Source organism: Sphingomonas sp. CBMAI 2297, from assembly GCF_029870595.1.
GTDB lineage: Bacteria > Pseudomonadota > Alphaproteobacteria > Sphingomonadales > Sphingomonadaceae > Sphingomonas.
Map to the genome: position 1 here is coordinate 306088 of NZ_JAPDIR010000001.1, position 26765 is coordinate 332852.

The following is a 26765-nucleotide window of genomic DNA, read 5'->3' on the forward strand; positions in this document are numbered from 1 at the left end:
GGTTCAGGCGCCGTTCGCCCAGAGCTCGGGCAGCAATCGTTCCCAGCTGAAGGCACTTACCTTGCGCTCGTTGACGATGAAAGTGGGGGTGCCCCGCACCTGATGGACCTTCACCGCATCGGCATTGGTCTTGGCGATGCGCTCGATCAGCTTGGGATCGGCGAGGCACTGGCGGGCCCTGGCCTCGGGCAGGCCCTGGGTCTTCATGAAGGCGATCAGGCCCAGCGCCTCGGCGAAGCGAGTCGCCATCTGGGGGGCCGGCAGCTTCTGCCAGGCCTCGGCCTGCTGGGGCTGGCTCTTGAGCAGCGCCTCGAGCCTGTCCTCGAACTGGCGCTGATTGGCGTAGATCGCGTCGAGCACCGGAAAGAAGCGCGCGGGCGCGACGCACTGGTTGAGCAGCGCCATGGCGAGATCGGGGGCGCCATGGATCAGGTAGTCGCGATATTCGTAGCTGACCTTGCCGCTCGCGATGAAGTCGCGCCGCAGCGCCGGTACGCCCTCGGTGGCGAAGCGCCCGCAGGTGGGGCAGCCGCGCGAGCCATATTCGACGAGCTTCACCGGCGCATCGGGATTGCCCTGGCGAAAGCCGCCCTGCGGCGTGATGGCGACGGTGGCGGCCCAGTCGGGCGCCGCCGCCGGTTTCGCCACGGGCTGGCGGGCCCGCTGCGCCGATGCGCCGCCGGCCAGCGCCAGCGCCAGCGCGCCGGCGATCATCAACCGGGCCCGCATCAGTCGATCCGGCCGATCTTGGGGCGCTCGTCGCTCGCCGCGACGCCGGCGGCCAGCGCCTCGAGCACGGCCTTCAGCTCCGGATCGCCGATGCCGCGCAGGCTCTCGCCCATCGCTTCGCTCAGCGGCTTCAGGCTGGGCGGCGGCGCCGTCTTTTCGGGGCGCTTCACTTCGCCGTGGCGAATCGCCAGCCGGGCCACCGCCGCATAGCCGAAGAAGCGGTTCACCCGCTCGACGATCTCGGGCGCGATGTGCTGCATCGTCGGGGCGTGCGCACCGGCGACGACGAGATGGAGCACGCCCTGCTCGCGCTTGCCCTGCGGGAAGCGAATCGATTCGGGCATCGAGACGCGCGCATAGCGCTCGCCGACGATCTCCACCCAGCGGCTGACGATGGAATGCTGGACGAAGCCGAACTTGCGGAAGGTCGCCCGGCCGACATCGGGCAGCAGCTCGGATACCGCGCGGGGACGCAGCGCGCGCTGTGGCGCCGGGGCCGGCTGGCGAGTGGTGGCACGGGGGGGCTTCGTCATTTCCGCCAACCCATGCCATAGGGGCATGTGCCCGACAACGCCCCTCGCGCAATCGCCTCCGCGCTGCTCCATTGGTACGACCGCAATGCCCGCGACCTGCCCTGGCGCGCGCGGCCCGGCGCCAATGCGCCCGATCCCTATCGCGTGTGGCTGTCGGAAGTGATGCTCCAGCAGACCCAGGTCGCCAGCGTCATCCCCTATTTCGAGCGTTTCACTGTGCGCTGGCCGAGCGTCGAGGCGCTGGCCGCGGCCGAGGATGCCGATCTGATGGCCGCCTGGGCCGGGCTCGGCTATTATGCCCGCGCCCGCAACCTGCTCGCCTGCGCCCGCGAAGTGGCCCGGCGCGGCGGCTTTCCGGACAGCGAATCGGAACTGCGCACTCTACCCGGCGTGGGCGGCTACACCGCCGCGGCGATCGCGGCGATCGCGTTCGGACGGCGCGCGGTGGTGGTCGACGCCAATGTCGAGCGAGTCGTCGCGCGGCTGTTCGCGGTGGAGGAGGCACTGCCGGGCGCGAAGGCCGGAATCCATGCCCGCACCGATTCGATCACTCCCGATCTGCGCTCCGGCGATTTCGCCCAGGCGATGATGGACCTGGGCAGCGGCGTCTGCACCGCGCGTTCGCCGCGTTGCCTGCTCTGTCCCCTGCGCGCGCATTGCGCCGGCTTCGCCGCCGGCGCGCCCGAGCGCTTCCCGGTCAAGGCCGCCAGAAAGGCCAAGCCGCAGCGCCATGGCACGATGTTCTGGCTCGAGCGGGACGGCGCGGTGCTGCTCGTCCGCCGCCCGGGCAAGGGGCTGCTCGGCGGCATGCGCGCATTGCCGACCGGGCCCTGGGCCGATTCGCCGCCGGGCCTCGACGGCGCGCCGGCCCCGGCGGCATGGCACATGCTCGACGAGCGGGTCGGCCATGGCTTCACCCATTTCAACCTCGACGTCGGACTTGCGGCCGCAACGATCCCGTCGCATGCAGGCGCCGCCGTGGAAGGCGAGTGGTGGCCGGTCGCCGATCTCGAATCGGCCGGATTGCCCACCGTCTTCGCCAAGGCGGCACGGACATTCAGGAGGCGGCTATGCGCGGCGTGATCGGTTTCGGCTTTGGCTTGGCAGTGCTGGCGTCGCCGGCTTTCGCGCAGACCGCTCCCAAGCCGCCCGCCGCGCCGAACGTCGCGGCCGAGACCGCGCTCGCCAAGCGCTATGTCGCCGAGGGCAAGGTGCCCGGCATCGTCATCCTTGCCGGCCGCCCGGACGGCGCGGTCACCGTGGTCAGCGAAGGCCGCGTCGCCGACGAGCCGGGCGCGCACGCCGCCGATGTCGACAGCCTGTGGCGCGTCTATTCGATGACCAAGCCGATCACCGGCATCGCCGCGATGATCCTGATCGAGGAAGGCAAGCTCAAGCTCGACCAGCCGATCAGCGACTTCATCCCGGCGTTCAAGAACATGAAGGTGCTGGTCGATCCGGCCAAGGACCTGACGAGCCGCCCGGCGACCAGGCCGATCACGGTGCGCAACCTGCTCACCCATACGGCGGGCCTGGGCTACAACATCATCACCAAGGGGCCTTTGCTCGACGAATACAACAGGCTCGGCATCAACCCGGCCCAGGTGAACGTCCAGATGGAAGGCCAGATGGCGGCGCTCCGCCCGGACAGCCTCGAGGAATTCGCCAACCGCACCGCCAGCCTGCCCCTGATCGCCGAGCCCGGCGCCAAGTGGAGCTATTCGATCGGGCTCGACATTCTCGGCCGGGTGATCGAGGTCGCCAGCGGCATGCCGTTCGACCAGTTCGTCAACACGCGCATCTTCAAGCCGCTCAAGATGGAGCAGAGCTACTGGACGGTGCCGGCGGACAAGGTCGGCAATTTCGCCAGCAACTATGTCTTCATGGGCGCCACCCGCGTGCCCGCCGATCCGGCGGCGACGTCGATCTATCTGAAGAAGCCCGAATTCCCCTATGGCGGCGCCGGCCTGGTCATGTCCGCGCGCGACTATGACCGGTTCCTCCACATGTTGCTGAACCGCGGCGAGCTGGATGGCGTGCGCATCCTCAAGCCCGAGACGGTGGCCGTCGCCATGTCGAACCTGCTGCCCGCCGGGGCCGACACCTCGATCCTCAACGAGACCGCGAAGGATACCGGTGCCCAGATGGGCTTCGGCGCCGGCGGCTCGGTCTATCTCGGCGACGTGCCGGGCGGTCCGGGCAAGGGCAGTTTCGGCTGGGGCGGCGCCGCCGGCACGATCGCCTGGGTCGATCCCGTGCACAAGGTGCGCGGCGTGGGGATGATCAACCTGTTCGGCGATACGCCGCTGAAGCGCGAAGTCTCCAAGGCGATCTACGCCGATCTCGCCAAGTGACGCGCGCGCCCGGTTTCACCGGCGGCACGCTCGATCGTGCCGACCGGGTTCGCCACGAGCCGGAACTGCTCGCCGCCGCGCTCGCCGATCCGCGCGCGCGCCTGCTGGTGCTCGATTCGCTCGATCCGGTGCTCGACGAAGGCGGCCGGCTGACCTGGACGGACCTGGCGGCGGCGCAGGGCGAGCTGTTGTTCCTCGGCTATGACCAGGGCGCGCCGCGTTTCGCCTCGGCCTTGCCCGACGGCATGCCGGTGCCGATGGGCCGATCGCCGGCGATGTTCGCGCTGCTCGATCGCTTCGCCGTGCCCGATGCCGCCAACTATGCTTCGGCGCGCGGGCTGGTCTTCTGGCATGGCCGCAACCGCTTCTGCGCCAATTGCGGCGCGTCCACCCGCATCACCCATGCCGGCTGGGCGCGGCACTGCCCCGATTGCGGCGCCGAGCATTTCCCGCGCGTCGAGCCGGTGGTGATCATGCTCGCCGAGCATGGCGACCGCGCGCTGCTCGGCCGCCAGCCGAGCTGGCCGCCGGGCCGCTATTCGGCGCTGGCCGGTTTCCTCGAAGTGGGCGAGGCGATCGAAGAGGCGGTGCGCCGCGAGACCTTCGAGGAAGCGGGGATCCGGCTGGGCGCGGTCCGCTATGTCGCCAGCCAGCCCTGGCCCTTCCCGGCATCGCTGATGGTCGCCTGTATCGGCGAGGCGCTGAACGACGATATCCGCGTCGATGTGAACGAGCTGGAGGATGCGCGCTGGTTCACGCGCGCGGAAGCGGCGCTGGCGCTGGCCGGCGATCCCGCCGCGCCCTTCCTGGGCCCGCCGCCCTATGCGATCGCCCATACGCTGCTGACGGCCTGGGTGGAGGGGGGCTAGCCTCCCCCTCTTCCCCTTCCCGGGAGGGAGGGGAGTTTCAGCGGGGAGTTCAATCCTCCTCCACCGGCCGGGTCGCCCAGCTGGCGTGCAGCGTCGGCACGGTGAGGTAGAGCACGAACAGCATATAGGTGAAGTTCGCGAGCTGCGCGATCAGCGCCTCGCGGCTCCAATGGTCGAGCAGCGTCAGGCCGAGCATCAGCCAGATGCCGATAAAGGTCGTGAAGCTCACCGTCGCGAAGCCCGCCAGGAAGGCGCGCTGGCGCAGCTGCCGGTCGAACTCGTCGACCAGCCTGGGGCCGCCCCAGGGCTTGATCGGCCCGAAGATCGGCAGGAGCGTGCCCAGCACGAACCCCGCCGAGATCAGCGCATAGCCCGGATAGGTCCCGTCGGGCCGCGCCAGCCCCCAGGCCCAGCCGCCCAGGGCCAGGGCGAGCGCGAGGATCGGGATCCAGCGCAGATGGCGTCGGCGGACCTCGGCCCGGGCGAGCGCGGGGATGCCGGTGCGATCGGCGGCGGCGTCGAGCCGGGAGAACAGGCGCTGGTTGAAACGGGACATGTCGGCCTCCGGGATCATTCGGCCGCGCGGCGCAGCGCCGACGCGACCGATTCGAAAGGAGTGAAGGAGAAGAGCAGCTCGACCGGCGCGTCGAACACCGCGGCGAGCTTCATGCCGAGCTCCAGGCTGGGGCTGTAGTCGCCGCGCTCGAGATAGCCGATCGTCTGGGGGTTCACCCCCACCGCTTCGGCCAGCGCGCGCCGGCTCATCCCGCGTTCGGCGCGGAACAGGGCAATACGGTTGTGGATCTGCGGCAATTTGACGACTCGGAAGATGATATATTGCTTATACACAACAAATCATCGCGTGAGTCAAGCGAGTGCCCGCCCCCTGAAGAGCATGTTCCGGTGGTGACCGAGTTGCCTCTGGTGTGAGTTGGGACGGATCGACATTCAGGCTAGGGGTGGGGCGTGGCGGAACATTTCGAACCAGCCTCCTCCGTCACCCTGAACTTGCTTGGCGCTTATCCCCTTGGGACAGGGCGTGCCCGATAGCCGTCATCCCCGCGCGAACGCTCTCCGGAAGTGCCAGGAATTCCTTGCGCCTGTGCCGCGCCTGGCCCTGGATCCCCGCCTGCGCGGGGATGACGGAATGGGGTGCACTTGTCTTTACGGGACAGGCGCCAGCTTGTTTCAGGATCCAAGGTGCCGCCGGCGATATCGCTGGTGGAGAATTGGATGCCGGAACAAGCTCAGCATGACGGAGGGGAGAGGCTTCGACATGCGGCTTCCGTCCCTCGCCGCCGGGAACGGAAGGGACGGAGCTGAATGTCGATTGGCCCTAGGCCCGTTCGCGCGCCTGGGCGTAGGTGCCGAGCACGCGCATCCACTTGGTGTGGAACTTCAGCTCCTCGAGCGCGCGGGCGACCGGCGCCTCGTCGGGGCTGCCGACGATGTCCGCATAGAATTCGGTCGCCGCGAAGCTGCCGCCGCGCTGGTAGCTCTCCAGCTTGGTCATGTTGACGCCATTGGTCGCGAAGCCGCCCAGCGCCTTGTAGAGCGCGGCGGGGACGTTCTTCACTTCGAAGACGAAGGTGGTCATGAACGGGGCCCCCGCTTCCCCGGCCCCCTCGGCGGCCAGCGGCTCGCGGGCGAGAATGACGAAGCGCGTCATGTTGTGCTCGGCATCGGCGATGTCGGCGCCCAGCGTCTGCAGGTCGTAGAGCGCGGCGGCGCCCGGGGGCGCCAGCGCGGCGACCGCCGGATCGCCGGCCTCCGCCACCATCGCGGCGGCGCCGGCCGTGTCGGGATAGGCGAGCGGCTGGATGCCCTGGGCCTTCAGCCAGTGGCGGCACTGGCCGAGCGCCTGGGGATGGCTCATCGCCTGGCGCACGCCTTCGACCGGGCCCAGCCCCATCAGGGCGTAGCGGATCGGCAGGAAATGCTCGCCGATGATCGACAGGCCCGATTCGGGCAGCAGGAAATGGATGTCGGCGACGCGGCCGTGCAGCGAATTCTCGATCGGGATCATCGCGCAGCCGGCACGGCCTTCCTTCACGGCGTCGATCGCGTCCTCGAACGAAAAGCAGGGGAGCGGCAGTCCGTCGGGGAAGCATTCGCGCACCGCGATGTGCGAATTGGCGCCGGGCGCGCCCTGGAAGGCGACGGCCCGCACGGGGGTCTTGGCGGCTGCCTCGGTCATCTCCGCGACGAGCTTTCTCGCCGGGCTCGCGAAATTCTCCATAATGGCCGGGCGCTAGCCGCCGAACCTCGCACTCGCAAGCCCCGCTTGCTTTAGTTGCGGTGCCGGTTTTAAAGGAACGCAATTTTTCCGCAGGGGCATTTCATGGACAATCGCTTCAATACGATCGCGGGCTGGGCACTTGCGGGCGGCATTGCCGCGCTCGGGCTTTCGATCGCCGGCGGCATGCTGTTCCATGGCGAGCGTCCCGAGCACATGGGCTATGTGATCGAGGGCGTCGAGGAAGGCGGCGAGAGCGGCGCCGCGGCGGTCGAGCCGATCGCGGTGCGCCTGGCCAAGGCCGATGTCGCCAAGGGCGAGGCCTCGTTCAAGAAGTGCATGGCCTGCCACACGATCAACCAGGGCGGCGCGAACGGTATCGGCCCCAATCTCTACGGCACGATGGGCGAGGGCATCGCCCAGGGCAAGGCCGGCTTCGCCTTCTCCGATGCGCTCAAGGCCGTGGGCGGCAATTGGGACTTCGACAAGATGGACGCGTGGCTGTCCAACCCGCGCAAGTTCGCCTCGGGCACCAAGATGACCTTTGCGGGCATCGCGGACGGCCAGGAGCGCGCGAACGTGATCGCCTATCTGAACGCGCAGGGCTCGAACCTGCCGCTGCCGGCGGCCCCGGCCGCCGGCGCGGCGCCCGCTCCGGCGGAGGGCAATGCGACCGACGCGCACGCCGCCGGCGGCAACGCGGCGGCTCCGGCCGAGGCCGCGCCCGCCAAGGATCCCGCCGCCAAGCCGCCGGTGGAGAAGAAGGGCGCCTGAGGGCGCGCGCACGGATCGGATGCACGGGGCGCCGCGAAGCATTTCGCGGCGCCTTTTCTTTTCCGGCAGGACGGCGTGGCGGTCTTCGCGCCGCTGCTGGACGGGTTCGGCCCGGCCTGGCTAGGGAAGGCGATGGCCTCGCACCTTTCCCCCGAACTCGCTATCCGCATGCGCCGCGCCGCGTTCAACCGGGCGCTGGCCGAGGCCGATCTCGCTGCGATCGGCCCGCTCCTCGCGCCCGATGTCGTGCTGGTCGCCGGCACCGATTCGGCGGTGATCGCCGGCCGCAAGGCGCAGCTGCTCGCCTGGAAGCGGGAATTCGCGGCGCCCGATCGCGCCGTCTATGCGCGCACGCCGGAAGCGATCACGCTTTCCCCGGTGGCGCCGATCGCCTTCGAGCACGGGGCCTGGCAGGGCGTGTCGTCGCGAAACGGCGCGATCGAGGCGGCGGGCGCCTATACCGCCAAATGGCGCGAGCGCGGCGGCGAATGGCTGATCGAGGCCGAGCTCTATCTCACGCTCGCCTGAATGGTGCGGCGCGGCAAAATGTAACGCACGGTAAGCCGGTGCGAAGCCTGGGTTTTCGCAAAAACCCTCTCCTTCTCCGCAGATTCCGCGTGACTTGCCGCGAACGCTTTCGGTACCGTTATGGTTATTGGGCCGTAAAGGCCGGAAGGATCGGGTCGCCTTGTTGCTTGCTCTCGCCCTGTTGGCGATAGTTCCGGGATCTGCTGAGGTACCGATCCTGGCGGCCGACACCCGCTTCGCGCCAGGCACCGAGGACAGCGCCGTCGCCCGCACCGTCGGCGGAATCGCGAGCTATACGCGCTGGCCGGAGCCGATACCCACCCTGCATGTCTGCGTCGCTGGTGCAGTGCACCATGCCGACCGGCTGGGCGAGGCGGCGCGCACGGCGGGCCGGCCGGTGGCGGTGCGCCGCCTTGGCGTCGGCACGGCGCTGGCCGGCTGCGACCTTCTCTATCTCGGGGCGATGCGGCCGGCCGAGAGTCTGGGCATGATCCGCGCGACGCACGGGCGCGCGATACTATCGATCGCCGAATCCGATCCGGCATGCCGTGGCGGCGCGATGTTCTGCCTCGCGGTGGGCGCCTCGTCGCTCAGCTTCCGGATCAACATCGATGCGATCTCGCGCAGCACGTTGCGCGTCGATCCGCGCGTGCAGCGCGTGGCAACCCTGACGGGAGGGGGAAACTGATGGCGGGTCCTACGCAATTGCCGAGCGTGCGCCAGGTGCTCTCGAGGGTGCATTTCCGCGTCACCCTGGTCGCCGTGGCGATCGCCGGGCTCACCGTGATGCTCACCGGCTTCGCGGCGCTCGGCATCTATGCCCGGCAGAACCTCGAGCTGATCGCCCAGACGGCGAGCTACAGCGTCGCGCCCGCGCTGGTGTTCGACGATCCCGACGCGGCCAGGCTCACCATCGAGCCGCTGGCGGAGAGCCCGGGCGTGGCGGGTATCGTGGTGTTCGGCCCGTCCGCACGCCCCTTTGCCGAGCGCGCCAAGGCGACGCTGGCCGCCGGCTCGTCGATCGGATGGGTGGCGAAATCGCTGTTCTTTCCCCGGCCGGTCGCCGCGCCGGTCACGCAGGGCGGCCGGGTGATCGGGGAGGTCCGGGTCGAGGGCGATGCCTCGATCGTTGCCGGCTATATCCGTGCCGGGCTGCTCGGCGGCCTGGCCTGCCTCCTCGTCACCGCGATCGCCACGTCGCTGCTCGCGCGGCGACTGCAAGAGGAGATCGCCGCGCCGCTCCAGGCCATGGCCGCCGTCGCGCATGCCGTGCGCGTGGGGCGCGCCTTCGATCGCCGCGCGCCCAGCGCGAGCATTCGCGAGATCGATTCGCTGCGCGACGACTTCAACGCCCTGCTCGCCGAGCTGGAGGAATGGCATCATCGCATGCGCGACGAGAATGCCGCGCTCAGCCACCAGGCGACGCACGATCCGCTCACCGGGCTGCCCAACCGGGCATTGCTGGAGCAGGAGCTTTCGGCGGCGCTGGAGCGCGCCCGGCGCGAGGGCACCAGCTTCGCGCTGCTCTATGCCGATGGCGACGGCTTCAAGGCGATCAACGACGCCTATGGCCATGCGGCGGGGGACGCGGTGCTGGTCGCGATCGGGCGCCGGCTGCGCAAGGGCCTGCGCGCCAGCGACATCGCGGCGCGGCTCGGCGGCGACGAGTTCGCCATCCTGCTCGCGGCGCCGAGCGGGGCGGAGGCGGTGGCGCGCGCCAGCGAAGGGATCGCGCGCCAGATGGCCGCGCCGATCGCGCTGCCCGGCGGCGAGCAGGTGGTGGTGGGGCTGACGCTGGGCGCCGCCGTCTATCCGCGCGACGGCGAGGATCTGGCGGCCCTGGTCCATCATGCGGACCTCGCGATGCTCACCGCCAAGCAGGGACGCCCCCAACCTCGAAAGGAAGGCAGGAAATGAAGCTCGCCGGATATGGTCCCTTGCTTGCGCTGCTGGCGCTGCTGCTGGCCGGCTGCCAGGCGTCGATGCGCCCCAAGCCGCTCTGGACCGCGCCCCAGATCGAAGCGATGCGCGCCGCCGGCTTCGTGCAGACCGATCGCGGCTGGGAGCTCAGCGTCGCCGACCGCCTGCTCTTCGCGTCGGACGAGAGCCGGGTCGACGAGAAGCAGGCCGTGGTGATCGCGCGCATCGCGAGCAACCTGCAGGCGGTGGAGATCCGCCACGCCACGATCGAGGGGCATGCCGACATCACCGGCACCCGCCACCACAATCTGGTCCTGTCGGGGCAACGCGCCCGGGCGGTCGCCAATGTGTTCGTCGGCGCGGGTTTCGATCGCGACAATATCCGCGCCGAGGGGCTGGGCGATCGCTATCCGATCGAGGACAATCGCACGGCCGAGGGGCGGCAGGAGAATCGCCGGGTGGTGATCCTCCTCACCGCGCCTTGAGCGCGCCGGCCGGATCGCTTTCCGGCCGGATGGCCTATTCCGGCTTGTCGATCCCGGGCCGCGGGCGGGCGATCACCGTGTGGTCCTTGCCCTTCCAGAAATCCTGGACGATCCGCCAGCCCTCTTCCGCGGTCTCGCAGAAATGGAACAGGTCGAGGTCCTTGGGCGAGATGACGCCTTCCTCGACCAGTGCCTCGAAATCGACGACCCGGTTCCAGAAGTCCTTGCCGTAGAACAGCACCGGGATCGGCGCGATCTTGCCGGTCTGGATCAGCGTCAGCAGCTCGAACGATTCGTCGAAGGTGCCGAAGCCGCCGGGGAACACCGCCACCGCGCGCGCATGCAGCAGGAAGTGCATCTTGCGGAGCGCGAAATAATGGAACTGCATCGACAGGCCCGGCGTCACATAGGGGTTCGGCGCCTGCTCATGAGGCAGCAGGATGTTGAGGCCGATCGTGTCCGCGCCCACGTCGCGCGCGCCGCGATTCGCCGCTTCCATGATCGACGGGCCGCCGCCCGAGGTGACGACGAAGTGGCGGTTCCCGGCTTCATCGAGCGGGAAGTTCGACGCGAGCTGGGCAAGCTCGCGGGCGACGTCGTAATATTTGGATTTCTCGACCAGCCGCTCGGCGATCTTCTTCTGCTGCTCGGTCTCCGCCAGCGCGAGCAGCGCGGTCGCCTTGCTCGGCTCGGGGATGCGCGCCGATCCGTAGACGACGAAGGTCGACTTGATGTGCGCCTCGTCGAGCAGCAGCTGCGGCTTGAGCAGCTCCAGCTGGAAGCGCACGGGCCGCAGGTCCTCGCGCAGCAGGAAGTCCATGTCCTGGAAGGCGAGGCGGTAGGCGGGGTGCTCGGTCTGCGGGGTGCCGGTGGCGGTGTTGGCGTTCTGCACTTCCTGCTGGGCAGGGCGGAAGACGCGGCTCGGAACTCTCGTATCGCTCATTTCGCCCGGCTTAGGCCCAATGCGGACGCGCTGCAATCAGCGGCAGAACGGGCCCCGCCCCATGTCGAGATGGAGATGGTTGTAATGCGCCGCGTTGTAATCGGGGCTCAGCACCGTGGCGAAGCGCTTGCAGGCCGATCCGTGGATCGTCTCGAGAAAGGCGCGCACCTGGCCGTCGCCGCTGCGCCAGTCGCGCTCGATCGTGATGCGTCGCCCGTCCGCCAGCACGAAGCCCGACACGTCGACCGCATTGGCCAGCCCGTGCTCGGACATGCGCTGCGCCGATGCCGCGCCGTTGCCGATGATGCCGCGGCACGAATAGGTGCCATAGGTCTCGACCCTGACCAGATCGCTGCCCAGCATCTGCCGCGCCGCCGGGGCGACGGCGAAGCGCACCCAGGCGGTGAAGCTGCGCGCCAGCCCGCATTTCATCGATTTCAGCCCGGTCACCGGCACGCCGATGTCGAGCAATTGTACCGCGCCGGTGACGACGCAGCCGCCGCCGAAGTCGCGATCGGGGAGCGCCGAATAGCGCACCCGCTCGCGCGACAGGTCGGCGAAGCATTGCTGCGTCTCGCGCGGCGTCGGGCCGTTCAGCGTGACCGGGCCGCCGGGCCGCTCGCGAATCGGGGCGGGGGCGGGGCGATCGCCGCCGCCGCCGAACAGGCAGCCGGAAAGCAGCAGGGGCAGGAACAGGGCAAAAACGCGCATGGTGGGCGCATAGCATCATCGGCGCGCGCCATGGTCAACGCCACAAATGTTCGCCGATCCGCCCTTTCGCGCAATTGACTTTGCCGGGCGTGCCGCTAGGGCCGTCGGCGGGCCACGCGGTCCCAACGCCGCGCGTGCTCTCTGCAAGGAGAGTCTATATGACTGATACGACTGCCGCCGACGCCGGAATTGCGTCCATTGCCAAGCCCGCCGCCAAGCCGGCACGCCCCCATTTCTCCTCCGGTCCCTGCGCCAAGCCTCCCGGCTGGTCGCCCGAGAAGCTCGCCACCGAGTCGCTCGGCCGCTCGCACCGCTCCAAGCTGGGCAAGAACCGCCTCCAATATTGCATCGACCTGATGCGCGAGCTGCTGCGCCTCCCCGAGACGCACCGCATCGGCATCGTTCCCGGCTCGGACACCGGTGCCTTCGAGATGGCGATGTGGACGATGCTCGGCGCCCGCGGCGTCACCACGCTCGCCTGGGAAAGCTTCGGCGAGGGCTGGGTCACCGACGCGGTCAAGCAGCTGAAGCTCGAGCCGACCGTGATCCGGGCCGACTATGGCCAGCTGCCGGACCTCGGCCAGGTGAACTGGGCGGACGACGTGCTGTTCACCTGGAACGGCACCACTTCGGGCGTGCGCGTGCCGGACGGCGACTGGATCGCCGCCGATCGCGAGGGGCTGAGCTTCGCCGACGCCACCTCGGCGGTGTTCGCCTATGACCTGCCCTGGGACAGGATCGATGTCGCCACCTTCTCCTGGCAGAAGGTGCTGGGCGGCGAGGGCGCGCACGGCGTGCTGATCCTCGGGCCCCGCGCGGTCGAGCGGCTCGAGAGCCATGTCCCGGCCTGGCCGCTGCCCAAGGTCTTCCGCCTCGTCTCCAAGGGCGCGCTCGCCGAGGGCGTGTTCAAGGGCGAGACGATCAACACCCCGTCGATGCTCGCGGTCGAGGATGCGATCTTCGCGCTCGAATGGGCCAAGGGCCTGGGCGGCGCCGAGGGGCTGATCGCGCGCTCGGACGCCAATGCCGCGGCGCTCGACGCGATCGTGGCGGAGCGCGACTGGCTCGGCCATCTCGCGGCCGATGCCGGCATCCGCTCGAAGACCAGCGTGTGCCTCACCGTCGAGGGCGCGGATGCCGACTTCATCAAGAAGTTCGCCGGCCTGCTCGAGAAGGAAGGCGCGGCGTATGACGTCGCCGGCTATCGCGACGCCCCGGCGGGCCTGCGCATCTGGTGCGGCGCCACCGTCGACACCGCCGACATCGTCGCGCTCGGTCCCTGGCTCGACTGGGCGTACGAAACCGCGAAAGCGGGCTGATCCTCCCTTTCCCCTTCAGGGGAGAGGGTCGGGGAGAGGGGCTTGTCGCGAGCCGCTCCTCTCCAGCACCGCCCCTCTCCCGCGCGTCGCTTCGCTCGCTTGCCCTCTGCCCCAAGGGGAGAGGGAGAGAAAGGAATCCCCATGCCCAAGGTACTGATTTCCGACAAGATGGATCCCAAGGCCGCGCAGATCTTCCGCGAGCGCGGCGTCGAGGTCGACGAGATCACCGGCAAGACTCCGGAGGAGCTCAAGGCGATCATCGGCCAGTATGACGGCCTCGCCATCCGCAGCTCGACCAAGGTGACCGCGGAGATCCTGGATGCCGCGGCGAACCTCAAGGTCGTCGGCCGCGCCGGCATCGGCGTCGACAATGTCGACATCCCGGCCGCTTCGGCGCGCGGCGTGGTGGTGATGAACACGCCCTTCGGCAACTCGATCACCACCGCCGAACATGCCATCGCGCTGATGTTCGCGCTCGCCCGCCAGCTGCCCGAGGCCGATGCCTCCACCCAGGCCGGCAAATGGGAGAAGAACCGCTTCATGGGCGTCGAGCTTACCGGCAAGACGCTCGGCCTGATCGGCGCCGGCAATATCGGCTCGATCGTCGCCGACCGTGCCCAGGGCCTGAAGATGAAGGTCGTCGCCTTCGATCCGTTCCTGACGCCGGATCGCGCGATCGAGATGGGCGTGGAGAAGGTGGGGCTCGACGACCTGCTGCTCCGGGCGGACTTCATCACGCTGCACACGCCGCTGACCGATCAGACGCGGGGCATCCTCTCGGCCGAGAATCTCGCCAAGACCAAGCGCGGCGTGCGCATCATCAACTGCGCACGCGGCGGCCTGATCGACGAGGCGGCGCTCAAGCAGGGGCTGGAGAGCGGCCATATCGCCGGCGCGGCGCTCGACGTGTTCCAGGTCGAGCCCGCCAAGGAGCACCCGCTGTTCGGCACCCCCAACTTCGTCTCGACGCCGCATCTCGGCGCATCGACGACGGAGGCGCAGGTGAACGTGGCGATCCAGGTCGCCGAGCAGATGGCCGACTTCCTCGTCTCGGGCGGCGTCACCAATGCGCTCAACATGCCGAGCCTCTCGGCCGAGGAGGCGCCGCGCCTCAAGCCCTATATGGCGCTGGCCGAGAAGCTCGGCTCGCTGGTCGGCCAGCTCGCGCATGGCGAGCTGCGCAACATCGCGATCGAGAGCGAGGGCGCCGCGGCCGAGCTCAACCAGAAGCCGATCGTCGGCGCCGTGCTCGCCGGCCTGATGCGCGTCCATTCGGACACGGTGAACATGGTCAACGCGCCGTTCCTGGCGAAGGAGCGCGGGCTCGACGTGCGCGAGGTGCGCCATGACCGCGAGGGCGATTATCACACGCTGGTCCGCGTCACCGTGGGCACCGCGCAGGGCGATCGCTCGGTGGCGGGCACGCTGTTCGGCAATGCCGCGCCGCGCCTGGTCGAGCTGTTCGGCATCAAGGTCGAGGCCGATCTCGCCGGCCACATGCTCTATATCGTCAACGAGGACGCGCCGGGCTTTATCGGCCGGCTCGGCACCACGCTGGGCGAGGCGGGGGTCAATATCGGCACCTTCCATCTGGGCCGCCGCGAGGCGGGCGGGGAAGCGGTGCTGCTGCTCTCGGTCGACGACGTGGTGAACGAGGCGCTGCTCGCCACGGTCCGCGCGCTTCCCGGCGTGAAGACGGCGATGGCGCTGACATTCTGACGAAACGACTCCCGTCATCCCGGCGAAAGCCGGGATCTCAGGCGAAGGCGCCGTGCCCGCCGCACGAGATCCCGACTTCCGTCGGGATGACGGAATGTTCTAGGGGAGCGGGATGAGCGGACTGTTACCCGAAGGCTTTCACGATCGCCTCCCCCCCGCCGCCGATGCGGCGACGCGGCTCGAATCGCGTGTGCTCGGCGTTGCCCGGGGCTATGGCTATGAGCAGGTCGATCCGCCGCTCGCCGAGTTCGCCGACGAGCTGAGCGCGCGCCTCAAGGCCGCGGGCGGCCTGCGCGATGCGGTGCGCTTCGTCGATCCCGTGTCGCAGCGGACGCTGGCGATCCGGCCCGACCTCACCGCCCAGATCGGCCGCATCGCCGCCACCCGCATGGGCCATCATCCGCGCCCGGTGCGCCTTTCCTATGCCGGCCCGGTGATGAAGCTCTCGGCCTCCGAGCTCGATCCGCTGCGCGCCACGCGCCAGATCGGTGCCGAGCTGATCGGTCTCGACACCGTCGCCGCCGCCACCGAAGTGGTGCGCGTCGCGATCGAGGCGCTCCGGGCGGGCGGCGTCGAGGGCATCGCGCTCGACTTCACGCTGCCCGATCTGGTCGATTGCCTGGCCGGTGACAGCCTCACCCCCGCCCAGCTCGCCACCCTGCGCGACCGGCTCGACGCCAAGGACGCCGCCGGCGTCGCCGCGATCGCGCCGCGCTACCTCCCGCTGATCGAGGCGGCCGGGCCCTTCGATGCCGCGATCGAGCGCCTGCGCGCGATCGATGCGGGCAAGGCGCTCGCCACGCGGCTGGACGGCCTTGCCGAGATCGCCGCGAGCATCGCGGGCCAGGCCGCGCTCACGCTCGATCCCACCGAGCGGCACGGCTTCGAATATCAGAGCTGGCTCGGCTTCTCGCTGTTCGCGCGGGGCGTGCGCGGCGAGATCGGCCGTGGCGGCACCTATACCATCCTGCACGGCAATGGCCGCGAGGAAGCGGCGGTGGGCTTTTCGCTCTATGCCGATCCGATCCTCGATGCCGGCATCGGCGCGGGCGAGCGACGCCGGCTGTTCCTCCCCTTCGGCACGCCTGCCGGCATCGGCGCGAAGCTGCGCGAGGAGGGCTGGGTGACGGTCGCGGCGCTCGAGGCGGACGACACGCCCGAGGCGCAGCTCTGCACCCATGTGCTGCGCGACGGCGCGCCGGCGGCGGTCTAGGACGGATCGACATTCGGCTATGTCCCCGCCGTTCCTGTGGCGAGGGACGGAAGCTGCATGTCGAAGCCCCTCTCTCTTCCGTCATGCTGAACTGGTTTCAGCATCCAATTCTCCACTGGCGATATCGCTGGTGGCGCCTTGGACCCTGAAACAAGTTGGCGTTTATCCCCTTGGGCCAAGGACACCCCATTGCGTCATCCCCGCGCAGGCGGGGATCCAGGGTAGTTGCGGGATATCGGCGCCACCGGGCGAACGCTCTCCGGAAGTGCCGGGAATTCCTTGCACCTGTGCCGCGCCTGGCCCTGGATCCCCGCCTGCGCGGGGATGACGGCGATCGGGCACTCCTTGTCTTTACGGGATAAGCGCCAAACAAGTTCAGGGTGACGCAGGAGGTTGGTTCGACGCCAAGCCACACCTTAGCGGGGTTTCACATCCATCTTGCAATGTAGGATTTCGCCTGCTTGCCTCCCGCAGCCTGGCCGCCGCCGGGCCGCTCTTTCGACCCGTAGGAAATATAGGACCCGCTCCGCGCAAGGATCTTGCGGGATGCACACTCTTTCCGGGAAAACAGGGAAGATAAGCCGCCGGGGAATCGGCTGGGCGCGCGACCTTGGTGACCTTTGCCAAGTCGACGGCGCCGCCGTCGTAGGAACTAGCGCCCCAGCAGCACCGCCGCCCGCCCATCCAGGAACGCCGCGACCGCCGCCGTCACCGCATCGCGGAAGCGCGGATCCTCGGCCAGCCTCGCCGGGAACACCTGGCGCAGCGCCAGCACCGCCGCCGCCGGATCGCCGCCCGAGGCCGCGCCCGCCAGCAGCTCGGCGAGCGGATCGGTGATCGTCTCGCCGGCCTGGGCCTTGCGGCGCAGAAAGGCGATCCACGCCGCCACCGGCACCGCCAGCCGCGCCACGTCATGCCCTGCCGCGAGCCGGTCGCGAACCGTGTCGAGCAGGCGATAGGGCAGCTTTTGCGAACCGTCCCAGGCGATCTGGCTGAGCAGGTGGCGGATCGCCGGATTGCGGAACCGCGCCAGCACCGCATCGGCATAGCCCGGCAAGTCGAGCCCCTCGACCGGCTTCAGCGAGCCCGCGATGTCCCGGTGCATCAGCCGGCTGGCGAAGCCGCCCAGCGCGGGATCGCTCACTGCCTCGAACACGGTCTCGTGCCCGAGTGCCAGGCCGATATAGGCGAGGCTGGAATGCGCGCCGTTGAGGATGCGCAGCTTGGCCTGCTCATAGCCCTGCACGTCGCCGGTCAGCGTCACGCCCGCGGCGGCAAGGTCCGGCCCGTCGGCCAGGTCGAAGCGCTGCAGCACCCATTGGGTGAAGCGTTCGCGCTGCACCGCCGCCCGGTCGTCGACGCCGAGCTCGGCCGCGACCTTGGCGAGAAAGGCCGGGTCGCTCGCCGGCGTGATCGAATCGACCATCGAATCGGGGAAGGCGACTTCGCCCGCGATCCAGTCGGCCAGCCCGGCGTCCCATTCGCGGGCGAGCGCGACACAGGCCGCGCGCAGCTTGGCGCCGTTGCCGGTCATGTTGTCGCAGCAGAGCATCGCGAAGGGCGCCGTGCCGGCCGCGCGGCGATCGGCGAGGCCGGACACGATCCAGCCGATCACGCTTGCCGGCTCGGCGGGGCGGGCGCGGTCATGGACGATGTCGGGATGGGCGAAGTCGAGGCTGCCATCGGCGGCCAGGCAATAGCCCTTCTCGGTCACCGTGCTGGTGGCGAGCTTCACTGCGGGATCGGCGAGCAGCGTGCGCAGCCGCGCGCCTTCGCCCGGGCCGATCGCATCGGAATGCGCGGCGATGATGCGCGTGCCCGGCTCGCGATCGATCACCGCGAGAGTGTAGAGCCCGTCCTGCGCCTTGAGCGCGTCGACGGTGCCGGCGCTGCGCAGCGAGACCGCCGCGATGCCCCAGCGCGGATCGCCGTCCAGCACGCGATCGAACACGTCCGCCTGGTGCGCGCGGTGGAAGGCGCCCGGCCCGAAATGGACCACGCCGGTCCGGATTGAGGCCGGCTCGTGCCCCGGCCGGGCGATGGCGATGGGAAGCGAGGCGAGCGCGGCGCGCGAGAGGCTGGTCATGCGGCGCGACCAACCCGCCCGCACCGCCAAAGTCAATGGGCGGCGCGGGTGGCGGGGTCGTCAGTAGCGCGTGACGGGTGAAGTGCCGCTCACGCCGGGGATCATCGAGCCGGTGGTGCGTTCCTTGGGGCTGTTGTCCACCGGCATCAGGAAGCGGACCTGGCGGTTGGGGAAGTCGATATCGACGCGGCGAAAGGCCCGTAGCGCGTCCATGCCGAGCAGCAGCGCCGGGCGCCGGGTGAGGCCGAAGCGCTCGAAGGGCGTCACATCGGCAAAGGCCACGGGCATCGCGCCGAAGCGGACCTTGCCCACCGTGATATTGGGTATCTCGGTATAGTCGGCGGTGGTGCGGTTGCCGATGACGCTGGTGAGCGTGATCGGCTGCGCCTTGGGCGCATCGCGGCCGACACGCTTGCGCAGCGCGCTGTTGCCCATCGTCACCTGGCTGCCGGTGTCCAGCACCACCTGGATCCGGGTATTGTCGTAATAGGCATCGGTCACGATCAGCTGGCCGAACACATTCTTGGCGGTGACCACGATCTCGTTGGGATCGCGCTTCGCGAAGGTCTTGCGCTTGACGCTCGGGCGCACGGCCATGACGCCGTTCTCGAAGTCGATGGTCACCTGGTGGTTGCGCAGCGTGTCGATGCCGAGCAGGCCGAGCGCGCCGAGGTTGCGGGCCTCGAGCGCGGGGGCGATGATCGTATGCTGCTCGCCGATCGACTTGATCGAGAGGCCGGGCACCACGACGGTATTGACCCGGTCGCGCCCCGTCATCGACGTGATGACCACCGGGGCGGAGGCTCCCAGCCGCAGCGATCCGGCGAGCTCGCGCGACACGACGGTGCGTTCCGCCCCGGTGTCGATGATGAAGTTGTAGGGCCCGCTATTGCCCACGGCGACGGGAACGGTGAGCCGCTTGTCGATCTCGCCCAGCGCCAGGAGAGTCGCCTCGACATTCTCGGGCGTGGGCATGGTCAGCGCCGGATCCTGGGGGGGCGGCGGCGGCGTGCCGGCATGGGGATTCTGGCGGTCATGCGCTCCGGCGGTTGCGGCCAGCGGGAGCAGGAGAAGCGCGGCGAGCCTTTTCATGGACGTGAAGATACACCTTCGCATGCTGCGCAGCAATCTTTCCGGATCGTGTCTAGTCAAGGCGCATCGCCTCCGCCGCGATGTCCTCGGCTTCCATCAGCAGCGCATCCTCGGTGACGCCCTGGGCGACGTTTTCGCGCCCGATCATGATGAGCACCGGCACGGCCATGGGCGAGACGCGGGGCAGATCGATGTGCAGCATCGTGTCGGCGGCGGTGTCGAGGAGATGGCCGAGGCGGCCGACATCGGTCATGCGGGCGCGCGCATCGGCCCAGGCGGCGCGCAGCAGCAGATGGTCGGGCTCGTACTTGCGCAGCACGTCGTAGATCAGGTCGGTCGAGAACGTGACCTGGCGCCCGGTCTTCTTCCTGCCGGGATGCTGGCGCTCGACCAGCCCGCCGATGATCGCCACTTCGCGGAAGGCGCGCTTGAGCAGCGCGGAGCCCTGCACCCATTCGACGAACTCGTGCTCGAGAATGTCCGGCGAGAAGAGCGGGCGCGGGTCCGCGATCTTCTCCAGGCCATAGACGGCGAGCGCATAGTCGTTGGCGACGAAGCCCAGCGGCTTCAGCCCCAGCGCTTCCATCCGCCGGGTGATGAGCATGCCGAGCGACTGGTGCGCGTTCCAGCCCTCGAAGCTGTAGATCACCATGTGGTGCCGCCCCTCGTGCGGGAAGGTCTCGACGAGCAATTGGCCCGGCGCGGGGATGGCGGAGCGGCGTGCCTGCATCTCCAGCCATTCGCGGACATCGGCGGGAAAGCGCCGCCATTGCTCCCGGTCGTGGAGGAAGCGGCGGACCCGGTCGGCGAGGTTGGCGGTGATGGCGAGGCGGGCACCCATATAGGAAGGGATGCGCGCGGTTCTCGACGTGGCGCGGACGATCAGGTCGGTGGTGTCGACTCGCTCCACCTCCAGCGCCAGGCCGGCGAAGAAGAAAGTGTCGCCGGGGGAGAGGGCGGCGGCGAAATTCTCCTCGACCTTGCCGAGCCGGCGGCCGTTGCGGAAGCGCACTTCGAGCATCGGCGCCTCGACGATGATGCCCGCATTGAGCCGATGCTGCGCAACAAAGGCCGGGGTCGTGACGCGCCAGAGGCCGTCCCGGCCGAGCGTCAGCCGCTTGAACTTGTCATAGGCGCGCAGCGCGTAGCCGCCGTCGGCGATGAAGCCCAATATCGCGTCGAACGTCTCGTCGGGCAGCGCGGAATAGGGCAATGCTGCACGGATCTCCCGCAGCAATTCGCCTGCATCGAACGGAGCGGCACAGGCACAGGCCATGACGTGCTGCGCCAGCACGTCGAGCGCGCCGGGCCGGAAGACGTCCGGATCGAGTTCGCCATGCTCGACCGCGTCCAGCGCCGCCCGGGCCTCCAGATATTCGAAGCGGTTGCCGGGGACGAGCACCGCCTCGCTCGGCTCGTCCAGCCGGTGGTTGGCGCGGCCGATGCGCTGGAGCAGGCGCGAGGATCCCTTGGGCGCGCCCATCTGGATCACGCAGTCGACATTGCCCCAGTCGACTCCCAGGTCGAGGCTGGCGGTGGCGACCAGCGCGCGCAGCCTGCCGTCGGCCATCGCCTGCTCGGCCCGCCGGCGCGCCTCGAGGCTGAGGCTGCCATGATGGACGCCGATCGGCAGCTTCAGCTCGTTGACCTTCCACAGCTGCTGGAAGACCAGCTCGGCCAGGCCCCGGGTGTTGCAGAAGACGATGGTCGTCCCGTGCGTCTCGATCTCCGCCATCACCTGGGGAATCGCATAGACGCCCGAATGGCCGGCCCAGGGCACCTTGTCCTCGGGAAGCAGGATGGCGATGTTCGGCTCGGCGCCCTTCTCGCCCTCGACCAGGGTGACGCTGCCGATATCGCCATGCGGGGCGAGCCAGGCGCGATAGCCGTCCGGATCCGCCACCGTCGCCGAGAGCGCGACGCGGCGCAGGCCGGGGGCGAAGCGCTGGAGGCGGGCGAGCGCGAGGGCGAGCAGGTCGCCGCGCTTGCCGGTGGCGAAGGCATGGACTTCGTCGATGACCACCGTCCTGAGCCCGGCGAACATGGTCAGGCTGTCCTCATAGGAGAGCAGCAGGCTGAGCGATTCGGGCGTGGTGAGCAGGATCTGGGGCGGACGGGCGCGCTGGCGGACCTTGCGATCCCAGGGCGTGTCGCCCGTGCGCGTCTCGACCCGGATGGGGATGCCCATTTCCTCGATCGGGGCGAGCAGGTTGCGCTGCACGTCCACCGCCAGCGCCTTAAGGGGCGAGATGTAGAGCGTGTGCAGGCCGTCGGCCGGCGCCTCGATCAGCTCGGCCAGGCTGGGCAGGAAGCCCGCCAGCGTCTTGCCCGCGCCGGTGGGGGCGACGAGCAGCGCATGCTCGCCCCGGCGGCCGGCGGCGAGCATCTCGAGCTGGTGCCGGCGCGGCGCCCAGCCGCGCGCGGCGAACCAGTCCGACAGGATCGAGGGGAGAGTGGCGTCCATGCGATGGCGGGTCAGGGAGCCGGCGGCGCGCCCTTGGACCGGACGACCAGCGCGGGCGGCGCGTCTCCCGCCACCGCCAGCCTGGCCCGCTGGCCGCCGTCGCGATCCTCGAGCTCGAGCCAGGCCGTGTCGCCGCGCGTGCCCAGCCGCACGCCTTCGGCATATTTGCCGAGCGGATTGGCGTAGTTGACCGTGAAGCCGGCGAAGCCGCTCTGCTCGTTGACGATCATCGCCACCGCGTCGCCGCCCGACCGGTCGAGCGCGATCACGCCGCGGCCATTGTCGAGCCAGCTCATCGCGCCGCGCTCCGATCCGGCGGCGTCGTGCAGGACCAGGCCATAGGCGCCCGCCACGCGCGGATAGCTCTTGCCGGCCAGCCGGGGATCGGGCTCCTCGCCCAGGATCACCCGGTCGCGCCCATCGGGGCCGAGCACCACGATGGAAGCGGTCTGCCCGTCGGCGCGCTCGCGCCCCTCGGCCGGTGGCGGCGCGCCGATCAGGATGCGCGGCTTGCCGGCGGCATCGACCACCCGGATCGCCCGCGCCTCGATCACCCCGGCCGGCGCGGCGGCGGCGATGACGAGGCCGGCGGCCCCGATCCCGGCCATGGCGAACAGCGCGATGCGCTGGCGGCGAAGCTGCGTCTCGAGCCGGGCGATGCGTGCCGTGCTGTCCATTTCCTCTTCCTTTCCCGGTGCAAAGCGAAGGATCGTCCATTCCGATCCGATTGGAACCCGCGCGCCGCCCAGCCATATATAGGGACGATGGCATTGGGCAGCTGGATCGAGCCGCGTCCCGCGGGCATCTATATTCCGGCGGCGGACGCGTGGATCGATCCGTCGCAGCCGGTGGCGCGCGCGCTGGTGACGCATGGCCATGCCGATCATGCCCGGGGCGGGCACGGCGCGGTATGGGCGACGCCGCAGACGCTGGCGATCATGGCGGCGCGCTACGGGCCGCAGAACGGCCGGCCGGTCGATTATGGCGAGCCGATCACCATGCACGGCATCGATATCCGCTTCGTGCCCGCCGGCCATGTCCTCGGTTCCGCCCAGATCGTGCTCGAGCATCGCGGCGAGCGGATCGTCGTCTCGGGCGACTACAAGCGCCGCGAGGATCCGACCTGCGCGCCCTTCGAGCCGGTGCCCTGCGACGTGTTCGTCACCGAGGCCACGTTCGGCCTGCCCGTGTTCCGCCATCCCGAGACGCATGACGAGCTCGACAAGCTGCTCGCGGCGCTGCGCGCCAATCCGGAGCGCTGCGTGCTGGTCGGCGCCTATGCGCTGGGCAAGGCGCAGCGCGTGATCCGCGAGCTGCGGGTGATGGGGTTCGACGATCCCGTCTATCTCCACGGCGCGCTCCAGCGGCTCTGCGACCTCTATGTCGAGCAGGGTATCGCGCTGGGCGCGCTGCGCCCCGCCACCGGAGTGCCGAAGGCCGAGCTGCGGGGGCGGCTGGTCCTGTGCCCGCCGGGCGCGCTCAACGATCGCTGGTCGCGCCGGCTGCCCGATCCGATCACCGCGATGGCGTCCGGCTGGATGCGCATCCGCCAGCGCGCCCGGCAGCGGGGCGTCGAGCTGCCGCTGATCCTGTCCGATCACGCCGATTGGGACGAGCTGACCCGCACCATCGCGGAACTGGAGCCGCGCGAAGTGTGGGTGACCCATGGCCGCGAGGACGCGCTCGTCCATTGGTGCCGCCTCCACCAGATCAAGGCGCGCGCGCTCGATCTCGCCGGGTTCGAGGACGAGGACGATTGATCCAGCCCATCGCGGCGGAAATGTTGAATCCCTTGATGCTCGCCGGCGACGATTGCCGCGAAAGGCCATGAAGGTCACGCCGGTGCGCGGCGTCGCGCCGGTGGCCGCGCACCATGCTCGCGCGCGACCGATCCTGTTTTTCCAACGAAACGAAAGAGCGGCGGGACGCTGCCCGGCCGATCGAGAAGAACAGGCGAAGCCCTACATTGCAAGCGGCCGCTCAGGCGGCGGCGCGATCCGCGCCGGCGAACAGCCAGGCCTCGGCCGCCCAGGGATCGTCGAAGCAGCGCGCGGTGCGCCGGTCGAGCGCGCGCTGGAGCTGGGTGCGCGCCAGCGTCCGGCCGATCACGAAGGCGAGCCGGCGCGAGCGATAGGCGGGATCGGCGAGCATCGCGCGGAACATCTCGACGCTTTCCTGCGCCTGGATCTTCATCTCGCGCAGGTCGTTGAGCGTCAGGTGCCGGTTGGGGCCGCAGCTGAGCGTGGCATGCGCCTGCGCGCGCGCGGCGAGAAAGGCGTCGATATCGCCGGAGGTGAAGAAGCCGCCCATCCGGATGCGGACGAGATCGCGATCGGGTTCGACGTCGATGGTGAAATCGGCAGACATGGAATCGGCGATAGCGCCGACCGGCCTACCAAAATCCTAAGGGCGTTCCTTCCCCTGCCAGTCGAGCGTCGCGACCACGGGAAAATGATCCGAGGGATAGAGCGCGCCGCGATGCGCATCGATCGTCCGATAGCCGCGTACCGCGAAGCCCCGCGTCAGGATCCAGTCGATCCGATGGTCGGGCACGCCCTTGAAGCCGTGAAAGGTCGCCATGGGGCCCAGCGGCTTCGCCACCGCATCGCGGGCATCGGCCAGCACTTCGCCCAGCAGCGCATGCGGTGCCGAATCGGGGCCGGTGTTGAAATCGCCGGTGAGCACCACCGGCACGCCCGGGGCCAGGGCGGCGATGCGCTTGCGGAGCAGGGCGGCGCATTTCTCCCGCGCGGCGGCATCTTCCGCCCGATAGGGGAAATGGGTGTTGAGCAGGTAGAAGCGCCTGCCCGAGCGCGTCTCGAACAGGCCCCAGGTGACCATGCGCGGAAACAGATTGCCCCAGCTGATGCTGGCGACCTGTTCGGGCGTGTCCGACAGCCAGAAATCGCCCCGCTCGACCAGCTTCAGCCGGTCGCGGCGATAGAAGACGCCCATATGCTCGTCGGCATGGCCGCCGCGCCGGTCGATGCCGAACCAGCTGTATCGGGGCAGCTTCGCGGCGAGGTAGTCGCCCTGGATCTGGAACAGCTCCTGCGTGCCGATCACGTCGGGATCGGCCGCGGCGATCGTCTCGACGAAAAGGTCGCGGCGATTCTCCCAGACGTTCGCGCCGTCCGAAGGCGAAGGCAGGCGGACGTTGAAGCTCATCACGACGAGCTCCTCCCGGGCCGGTGCCGTCGCCGGTGCGACCAGGGCCAGCAGCAATGCGAGAAAACGGATCAACCCACGCCCTCCAATGCCTTTTGCCGGCGGCGCTGCACCGAGCTGCCGATCCCCATCGCCTCGCGATATTTGGCGACGGTGCGCCGGGCGATGTCGAAGCCCTTGGCGTTGAGCAGCTCGACCAGCGTGTCGTCCGACAGGATCTTGCGGGGATCCTCGGCCTGGATCAGCGCGCGGATCGCGTTCTTCACCGCCTCGGCCGAGACCGCGTCGCCGCCATCGGCGGACTGGATCGCCGAGGTGAAGAAATATTTGAGCTCGAACAGCCCGCGCGCGCAGCTGAGATATTTGTTCGAGGTGACGCGGCTCACCGTCGATTCGTGCATCTCGATCGCCTCGGCGACCTGGCGCAGCGTCATCGGCTTCAGATGCGCGACGCCCTTCAGGAAGAAGGCCTCCTGCTGCTTCACGATCTCGCTGGCGACCTTGATGATCGTGCGCTGGCGCTGGTCGAGCGCCTTTACCAGCCAGTTGGCGCTGGCCAGCATGTCCGACAGCCAGGCCTTGCTCGCCTTGTCCTGGGGCCCCGCCGAGACTTCCGCATAATAAGCGCGGTTGACGAGCAGCCTGGGCAGGGTGGCGGCGTTGATCTCAACCGCCCAGCCGGCGCCGCGCCGGGCGACGAAGATGTCCGGCGTCACCGCGAGCGTCGGCTCCCCGCCATAGCGGCAGCCCGGCTTGGGATCATAGCCGCGCAGCTCGCGGATCATGTCCGCCAGATCCTCGTCGTCGACGTCGCAGATGCGCTTGAGCCGGGTGAGGTCGCCGCGCGCGACCAGATCGAGATTGTCGATCAGCCGCGCCATGCAGGGATCGTAGCGATCGGCTTCCTTCGCCTGCAGCGCGAGGCATTCGGCAAGGTTGCGGGCGCCGACGCCGGTGGGATCGAAGGTCTGGATCGTCGCGAGCACCGCTTCCACCCGGGCAAGCGGCACGTTCAGCCGATTGGCGATGTCGAGCAGCGCCGCGGTGAGATAGCCCGCCTCGTCGATCTGGTCGATCAGGTGCGCCGCGATGAACAGGTCGCGGCCGGCCACGCTCGTGCCGGCCTGCGCCATCAGGTGATCGGCCAGGCTGAGGTCGGGGCTGCCGAGATTGTCGAAATCCGGCCCGTCCTCGGGCGCGGCGCCGCCGCTGCCGCCGGAGAGGCCCAGGCTGCCGTCCAGCCCGCCGCCCGCGCCGATCGTGTCGCTGCCGCTGTCGTGGTGGAAGGTCTCGGCGGCGAAATCCACGTCGAGCGCGGCTTCGCCCGCCGCGTCGCCGCCGCCGGCGATCAGCTCGCTGGCATCCGCCGGGCCGTCGCGCTCCGCCTGGTCGCGGTCGGGTTCGGGGGGCTCGGCGGATTCGCCGCCCCGCTCGTCATCGCCCCCGGTGCCGCCGCTCTCGAGCAGCGGGTTCTTCTCCAGCTCCTCGGCGATGAAAGTCTCGATCTCGAGATTGGAGAGCGCCAGCAGCTTGATCGCCTGCTGGAGCTGCGGCGTCATCACCAGCGATTGCGACTGGCGCAGGTCGAGGCGAGGCGCGAGGCTCATGCCAAGGCCGCCGCC

The 26765-nt window shown here is 69.5% G+C and carries 26 protein-coding genes; 12 read left to right on the plus strand and 14 right to left on the minus strand.

The window, feature by feature from the left end:
- Window positions 1-3 precede the first annotated feature (3 nt).
- Window positions 4-729 (minus strand): thioredoxin domain-containing protein, encoded by a 726-nt coding sequence (locus OMP43_RS01590; RefSeq protein ID WP_280277768.1) that lies wholly within the window; start codon window positions 727-729, stop codon window positions 4-6.
- On the minus strand, window positions 729-1262 hold the full coding sequence (locus OMP43_RS01595; protein ID WP_280277769.1) for a DciA family protein: 534 nt from the start codon (window positions 1260-1262) through the stop codon (window positions 729-731). Before OMP43_RS01595 ends, OMP43_RS01590 begins: the two co-directional genes overlap by 1 nt.
- Window positions 1263-1289: 27 nt before the next feature.
- On the opposite strand from OMP43_RS01595, the gene OMP43_RS01600 reads away from it, so the two are divergent.
- From OMP43_RS01600 to nudC, 3 genes are read left to right on the plus strand one after another with little or no spacing between them, the layout of a single operon-like run.
- Entirely contained in the window at window positions 1290-2345 is a 1056-nt protein-coding gene (locus OMP43_RS01600; RefSeq protein ID WP_280277771.1) for an A/G-specific adenine glycosylase, read from the plus strand.
- Complete coding sequence (locus tag OMP43_RS01605) at window positions 2333-3616, plus strand: serine hydrolase domain-containing protein (RefSeq protein ID WP_280277772.1); 1284 nt, start codon at window positions 2333-2335, stop codon at window positions 3614-3616. The genes OMP43_RS01600 and OMP43_RS01605 overlap by 13 nt, the downstream gene beginning before the upstream one ends.
- Window positions 3613-4485 carry an NAD(+) diphosphatase gene (nudC, locus tag OMP43_RS01610; RefSeq protein ID WP_280277773.1) on the plus strand — a complete coding sequence of 291 codons (873 nt, stop codon included), beginning with the start codon at window positions 3613-3615 and terminating at the stop codon, window positions 4483-4485. Before OMP43_RS01605 ends, nudC begins: the two co-directional genes overlap by 4 nt.
- 49 nt (window positions 4486-4534) lie before the next feature.
- Here the strand turns inward: nudC and OMP43_RS01615 are convergent, their stop codons facing one another.
- From OMP43_RS01615 to OMP43_RS01625, 3 genes are all read right to left on the minus strand, one after another.
- Window positions 4535-5041, minus strand: a complete 507-nt coding sequence (locus OMP43_RS01615; protein WP_280277775.1) for a hypothetical protein — start codon at window positions 5039-5041, stop codon at window positions 4535-4537.
- Window positions 5042-5055: 14 nt separating this feature from the next.
- On the minus strand, window positions 5056-5334 hold the full coding sequence (locus OMP43_RS01620) for a helix-turn-helix transcriptional regulator (protein WP_280277777.1): 279 nt from the start codon (window positions 5332-5334) through the stop codon (window positions 5056-5058).
- A gap of 487 nt (window positions 5335-5821) precedes the next feature.
- Window positions 5822-6724, minus strand: a complete 903-nt coding sequence (locus tag OMP43_RS01625; protein WP_280277778.1) for a prephenate dehydratase — start codon at window positions 6722-6724, stop codon at window positions 5822-5824.
- A gap of 102 nt (window positions 6725-6826) precedes the next feature.
- On the opposite strand from OMP43_RS01625, the gene OMP43_RS01630 reads away from it, so the two are divergent.
- The 5 genes from OMP43_RS01630 (at window position 6827) to OMP43_RS01650 (ending at window position 10428) form a co-directional block, all read left to right on the plus strand.
- On the plus strand, window positions 6827-7495 hold the full coding sequence (locus OMP43_RS01630; protein WP_280277779.1) for a cytochrome c family protein: 669 nt from the start codon (window positions 6827-6829) through the stop codon (window positions 7493-7495).
- A gap of 132 nt (window positions 7496-7627) precedes the next feature.
- Window positions 7628-8023 carry a nuclear transport factor 2 family protein gene (locus OMP43_RS01635; protein WP_280278090.1) on the plus strand — a complete coding sequence of 132 codons (396 nt, stop codon included), beginning with the start codon at window positions 7628-7630 and terminating at the stop codon, window positions 8021-8023.
- 160 nt (window positions 8024-8183) lie between these two features.
- Window positions 8184-8711, plus strand: a complete 528-nt coding sequence (locus OMP43_RS01640; RefSeq protein WP_280277781.1) for a YfiR family protein — start codon at window positions 8184-8186, stop codon at window positions 8709-8711.
- Window positions 8711-9940, plus strand: coding sequence for a diguanylate cyclase (locus tag OMP43_RS01645; RefSeq protein WP_280277782.1), 1230 nt, complete (start codon window positions 8711-8713; stop codon window positions 9938-9940). The genes OMP43_RS01640 and OMP43_RS01645 overlap by 1 nt, the downstream gene beginning before the upstream one ends.
- Window positions 9937-10428, plus strand: coding sequence for an OmpA family protein (locus tag OMP43_RS01650; RefSeq protein WP_280277783.1), 492 nt, complete (start codon window positions 9937-9939; stop codon window positions 10426-10428). Before OMP43_RS01645 ends, OMP43_RS01650 begins: the two co-directional genes overlap by 4 nt.
- A 34-nt stretch (window positions 10429-10462) precedes the next feature.
- Here OMP43_RS01650 and OMP43_RS01655 read toward each other — a convergent pair whose 3' ends face one another.
- Both OMP43_RS01655 and OMP43_RS01660 read right to left on the minus strand, forming a co-directional pair.
- The gene (locus OMP43_RS01655; RefSeq protein WP_280277785.1) at window positions 10463-11371 is read right to left on the minus strand and encodes an LOG family protein; all 909 of its coding nucleotides are present in this window, start codon (window positions 11369-11371) and stop codon (window positions 10463-10465) included.
- 36 nt (window positions 11372-11407) lie between these two features.
- Window positions 11408-12082 carry an extensin family protein gene (locus OMP43_RS01660; RefSeq protein WP_280277786.1) on the minus strand — a complete coding sequence of 225 codons (675 nt, stop codon included), beginning with the start codon at window positions 12080-12082 and terminating at the stop codon, window positions 11408-11410.
- Window positions 12083-12240: 158 nt separating this feature from the next.
- Between OMP43_RS01660 and OMP43_RS01665 the strand changes: the two genes are divergently transcribed.
- The 3 genes from OMP43_RS01665 (at window position 12241) to OMP43_RS01675 (ending at window position 16333) form a co-directional block, all read left to right on the plus strand.
- Complete coding sequence (locus OMP43_RS01665; protein ID WP_280277787.1) at window positions 12241-13401, plus strand: phosphoserine transaminase; 1161 nt, start codon at window positions 12241-12243, stop codon at window positions 13399-13401.
- Between the two features lie 141 nt (window positions 13402-13542).
- On the plus strand, window positions 13543-15120 hold the full coding sequence (serA, locus tag OMP43_RS01670) for a phosphoglycerate dehydrogenase (RefSeq protein WP_280277788.1): 1578 nt from the start codon (window positions 13543-13545) through the stop codon (window positions 15118-15120).
- Between the two features lie 112 nt (window positions 15121-15232).
- Window positions 15233-16333 (plus strand): ATP phosphoribosyltransferase regulatory subunit, encoded by a 1101-nt coding sequence (locus OMP43_RS01675; protein ID WP_280277791.1) that lies wholly within the window; start codon window positions 15233-15235, stop codon window positions 16331-16333.
- 652 nt (window positions 16334-16985) lie between these two features.
- Here OMP43_RS01675 and OMP43_RS01680 read toward each other — a convergent pair.
- The 4 genes from OMP43_RS01680 to OMP43_RS01695 are packed head-to-tail and all read right to left on the minus strand — an operon-like array spanning window position 16986 to window position 22652.
- Window positions 16986-18419 (minus strand): mannitol dehydrogenase family protein, encoded by a 1434-nt coding sequence (locus tag OMP43_RS01680; RefSeq protein WP_280277793.1) that lies wholly within the window; start codon window positions 18417-18419, stop codon window positions 16986-16988.
- A gap of 60 nt (window positions 18420-18479) precedes the next feature.
- Complete coding sequence (locus OMP43_RS01685; protein ID WP_280277794.1) at window positions 18480-19511, minus strand: retroviral-like aspartic protease family protein; 1032 nt, start codon at window positions 19509-19511, stop codon at window positions 18480-18482.
- A 52-nt stretch (window positions 19512-19563) separates the two neighbouring features.
- Window positions 19564-21975 (minus strand): ligase-associated DNA damage response DEXH box helicase, encoded by a 2412-nt coding sequence (locus OMP43_RS01690; protein WP_280277795.1) that lies wholly within the window; start codon window positions 21973-21975, stop codon window positions 19564-19566.
- An 11-nt stretch (window positions 21976-21986) separates the two neighbouring features.
- Window positions 21987-22652 (minus strand): hypothetical protein, encoded by a 666-nt coding sequence (locus OMP43_RS01695; protein ID WP_280277796.1) that lies wholly within the window; start codon window positions 22650-22652, stop codon window positions 21987-21989.
- An 87-nt stretch (window positions 22653-22739) separates the two neighbouring features.
- Here OMP43_RS01695 and OMP43_RS01700 point away from each other — a divergent pair, with 87 nt between their 5' ends.
- Complete coding sequence (locus OMP43_RS01700) at window positions 22740-23735, plus strand: ligase-associated DNA damage response exonuclease (protein WP_280277798.1); 996 nt, start codon at window positions 22740-22742, stop codon at window positions 23733-23735.
- A gap of 220 nt (window positions 23736-23955) precedes the next feature.
- Here the strand turns inward: OMP43_RS01700 and OMP43_RS01705 are convergent, their stop codons facing one another.
- The 3 genes from OMP43_RS01705 to rpoN are packed head-to-tail and all read right to left on the minus strand — an operon-like array spanning window position 23956 to window position 26750.
- Window positions 23956-24342 (minus strand): hypothetical protein, encoded by a 387-nt coding sequence (locus OMP43_RS01705; RefSeq protein WP_280277799.1) that lies wholly within the window; start codon window positions 24340-24342, stop codon window positions 23956-23958.
- Window positions 24343-24378: 36 nt separating this feature from the next.
- The gene (locus tag OMP43_RS01710) at window positions 24379-25218 is read right to left on the minus strand and encodes an endonuclease/exonuclease/phosphatase family protein (RefSeq protein ID WP_280277800.1); all 840 of its coding nucleotides are present in this window, start codon (window positions 25216-25218) and stop codon (window positions 24379-24381) included.
- A complete protein-coding gene (gene rpoN, locus OMP43_RS01715; RefSeq protein WP_280277801.1) occupies window positions 25215-26750 on the minus strand; it encodes an RNA polymerase factor sigma-54 in 1536 nt (511 codons plus the stop codon). The genes OMP43_RS01710 and rpoN overlap by 4 nt, the downstream gene beginning before the upstream one ends.
- Window positions 26751-26765: the final 15 nt, after the last annotated feature.

Excerpts from the sequence above, each read along its gene's own strand:
- OMP43_RS01655 (WP_280277785.1), bottom strand. The coding sequence starts at position 11,371 with ATGAGCGATACGAGAGTTCCGAGCCGCGTCTTCCGCCCTGCCCAGCAG.
- OMP43_RS01595 (WP_280277769.1), bottom strand. The coding sequence starts at position 1,262 with ATGACGAAGCCCCCCCGTGCCACCACTCGCCAGCCGGCCCCGGCGCCA.
- OMP43_RS01675 (WP_280277791.1), top strand. The coding sequence starts at position 15,233 with ATGAGCGGACTGTTACCCGAAGGCTTTCACGATCGCCTCCCCCCCGCC.
- OMP43_RS01605 (WP_280277772.1), top strand. The coding sequence starts at position 2,333 with ATGCGCGGCGTGATCGGTTTCGGCTTTGGCTTGGCAGTGCTGGCGTCG.
- serA (WP_280277788.1), top strand. The coding sequence starts at position 13,543 with ATGCCCAAGGTACTGATTTCCGACAAGATGGATCCCAAGGCCGCGCAG.
- OMP43_RS01660 (WP_280277786.1), bottom strand. The coding sequence starts at position 12,082 with ATGCGCGTTTTTGCCCTGTTCCTGCCCCTGCTGCTTTCCGGCTGCCTG.
- OMP43_RS01705 (WP_280277799.1), bottom strand. The coding sequence starts at position 24,342 with ATGTCTGCCGATTTCACCATCGACGTCGAACCCGATCGCGATCTCGTC.
- OMP43_RS01680 (WP_280277793.1), bottom strand. The coding sequence starts at position 18,419 with ATGACCAGCCTCTCGCGCGCCGCGCTCGCCTCGCTTCCCATCGCCATC.
- OMP43_RS01590 (WP_280277768.1), bottom strand. The coding sequence starts at position 729 with ATGCGGGCCCGGTTGATGATCGCCGGCGCGCTGGCGCTGGCGCTGGCC.
- rpoN (WP_280277801.1), bottom strand. The coding sequence starts at position 26,750 with ATGAGCCTCGCGCCTCGCCTCGACCTGCGCCAGTCGCAATCGCTGGTG.
- OMP43_RS01695 (WP_280277796.1), bottom strand. The coding sequence starts at position 22,652 with ATGGACAGCACGGCACGCATCGCCCGGCTCGAGACGCAGCTTCGCCGC.
- OMP43_RS01700 (WP_280277798.1), top strand. The coding sequence starts at position 22,740 with ATGGCATTGGGCAGCTGGATCGAGCCGCGTCCCGCGGGCATCTATATT.
- OMP43_RS01650 (WP_280277783.1), top strand. The coding sequence starts at position 9,937 with ATGAAGCTCGCCGGATATGGTCCCTTGCTTGCGCTGCTGGCGCTGCTG.
- OMP43_RS01635 (WP_280278090.1), top strand. The coding sequence starts at position 7,628 with ATGGCCTCGCACCTTTCCCCCGAACTCGCTATCCGCATGCGCCGCGCC.
- OMP43_RS01615 (WP_280277775.1), bottom strand. The coding sequence starts at position 5,041 with ATGTCCCGTTTCAACCAGCGCCTGTTCTCCCGGCTCGACGCCGCCGCC.
- OMP43_RS01645 (WP_280277782.1), top strand. The coding sequence starts at position 8,711 with ATGGCGGGTCCTACGCAATTGCCGAGCGTGCGCCAGGTGCTCTCGAGG.
- OMP43_RS01665 (WP_280277787.1), top strand. The coding sequence starts at position 12,241 with ATGACTGATACGACTGCCGCCGACGCCGGAATTGCGTCCATTGCCAAG.
- OMP43_RS01690 (WP_280277795.1), bottom strand. The coding sequence starts at position 21,975 with ATGGACGCCACTCTCCCCTCGATCCTGTCGGACTGGTTCGCCGCGCGC.
- OMP43_RS01630 (WP_280277779.1), top strand. The coding sequence starts at position 6,827 with ATGGACAATCGCTTCAATACGATCGCGGGCTGGGCACTTGCGGGCGGC.
- OMP43_RS01625 (WP_280277778.1), bottom strand. The coding sequence starts at position 6,724 with ATGGAGAATTTCGCGAGCCCGGCGAGAAAGCTCGTCGCGGAGATGACC.
- OMP43_RS01685 (WP_280277794.1), bottom strand. The coding sequence starts at position 19,511 with ATGAAAAGGCTCGCCGCGCTTCTCCTGCTCCCGCTGGCCGCAACCGCC.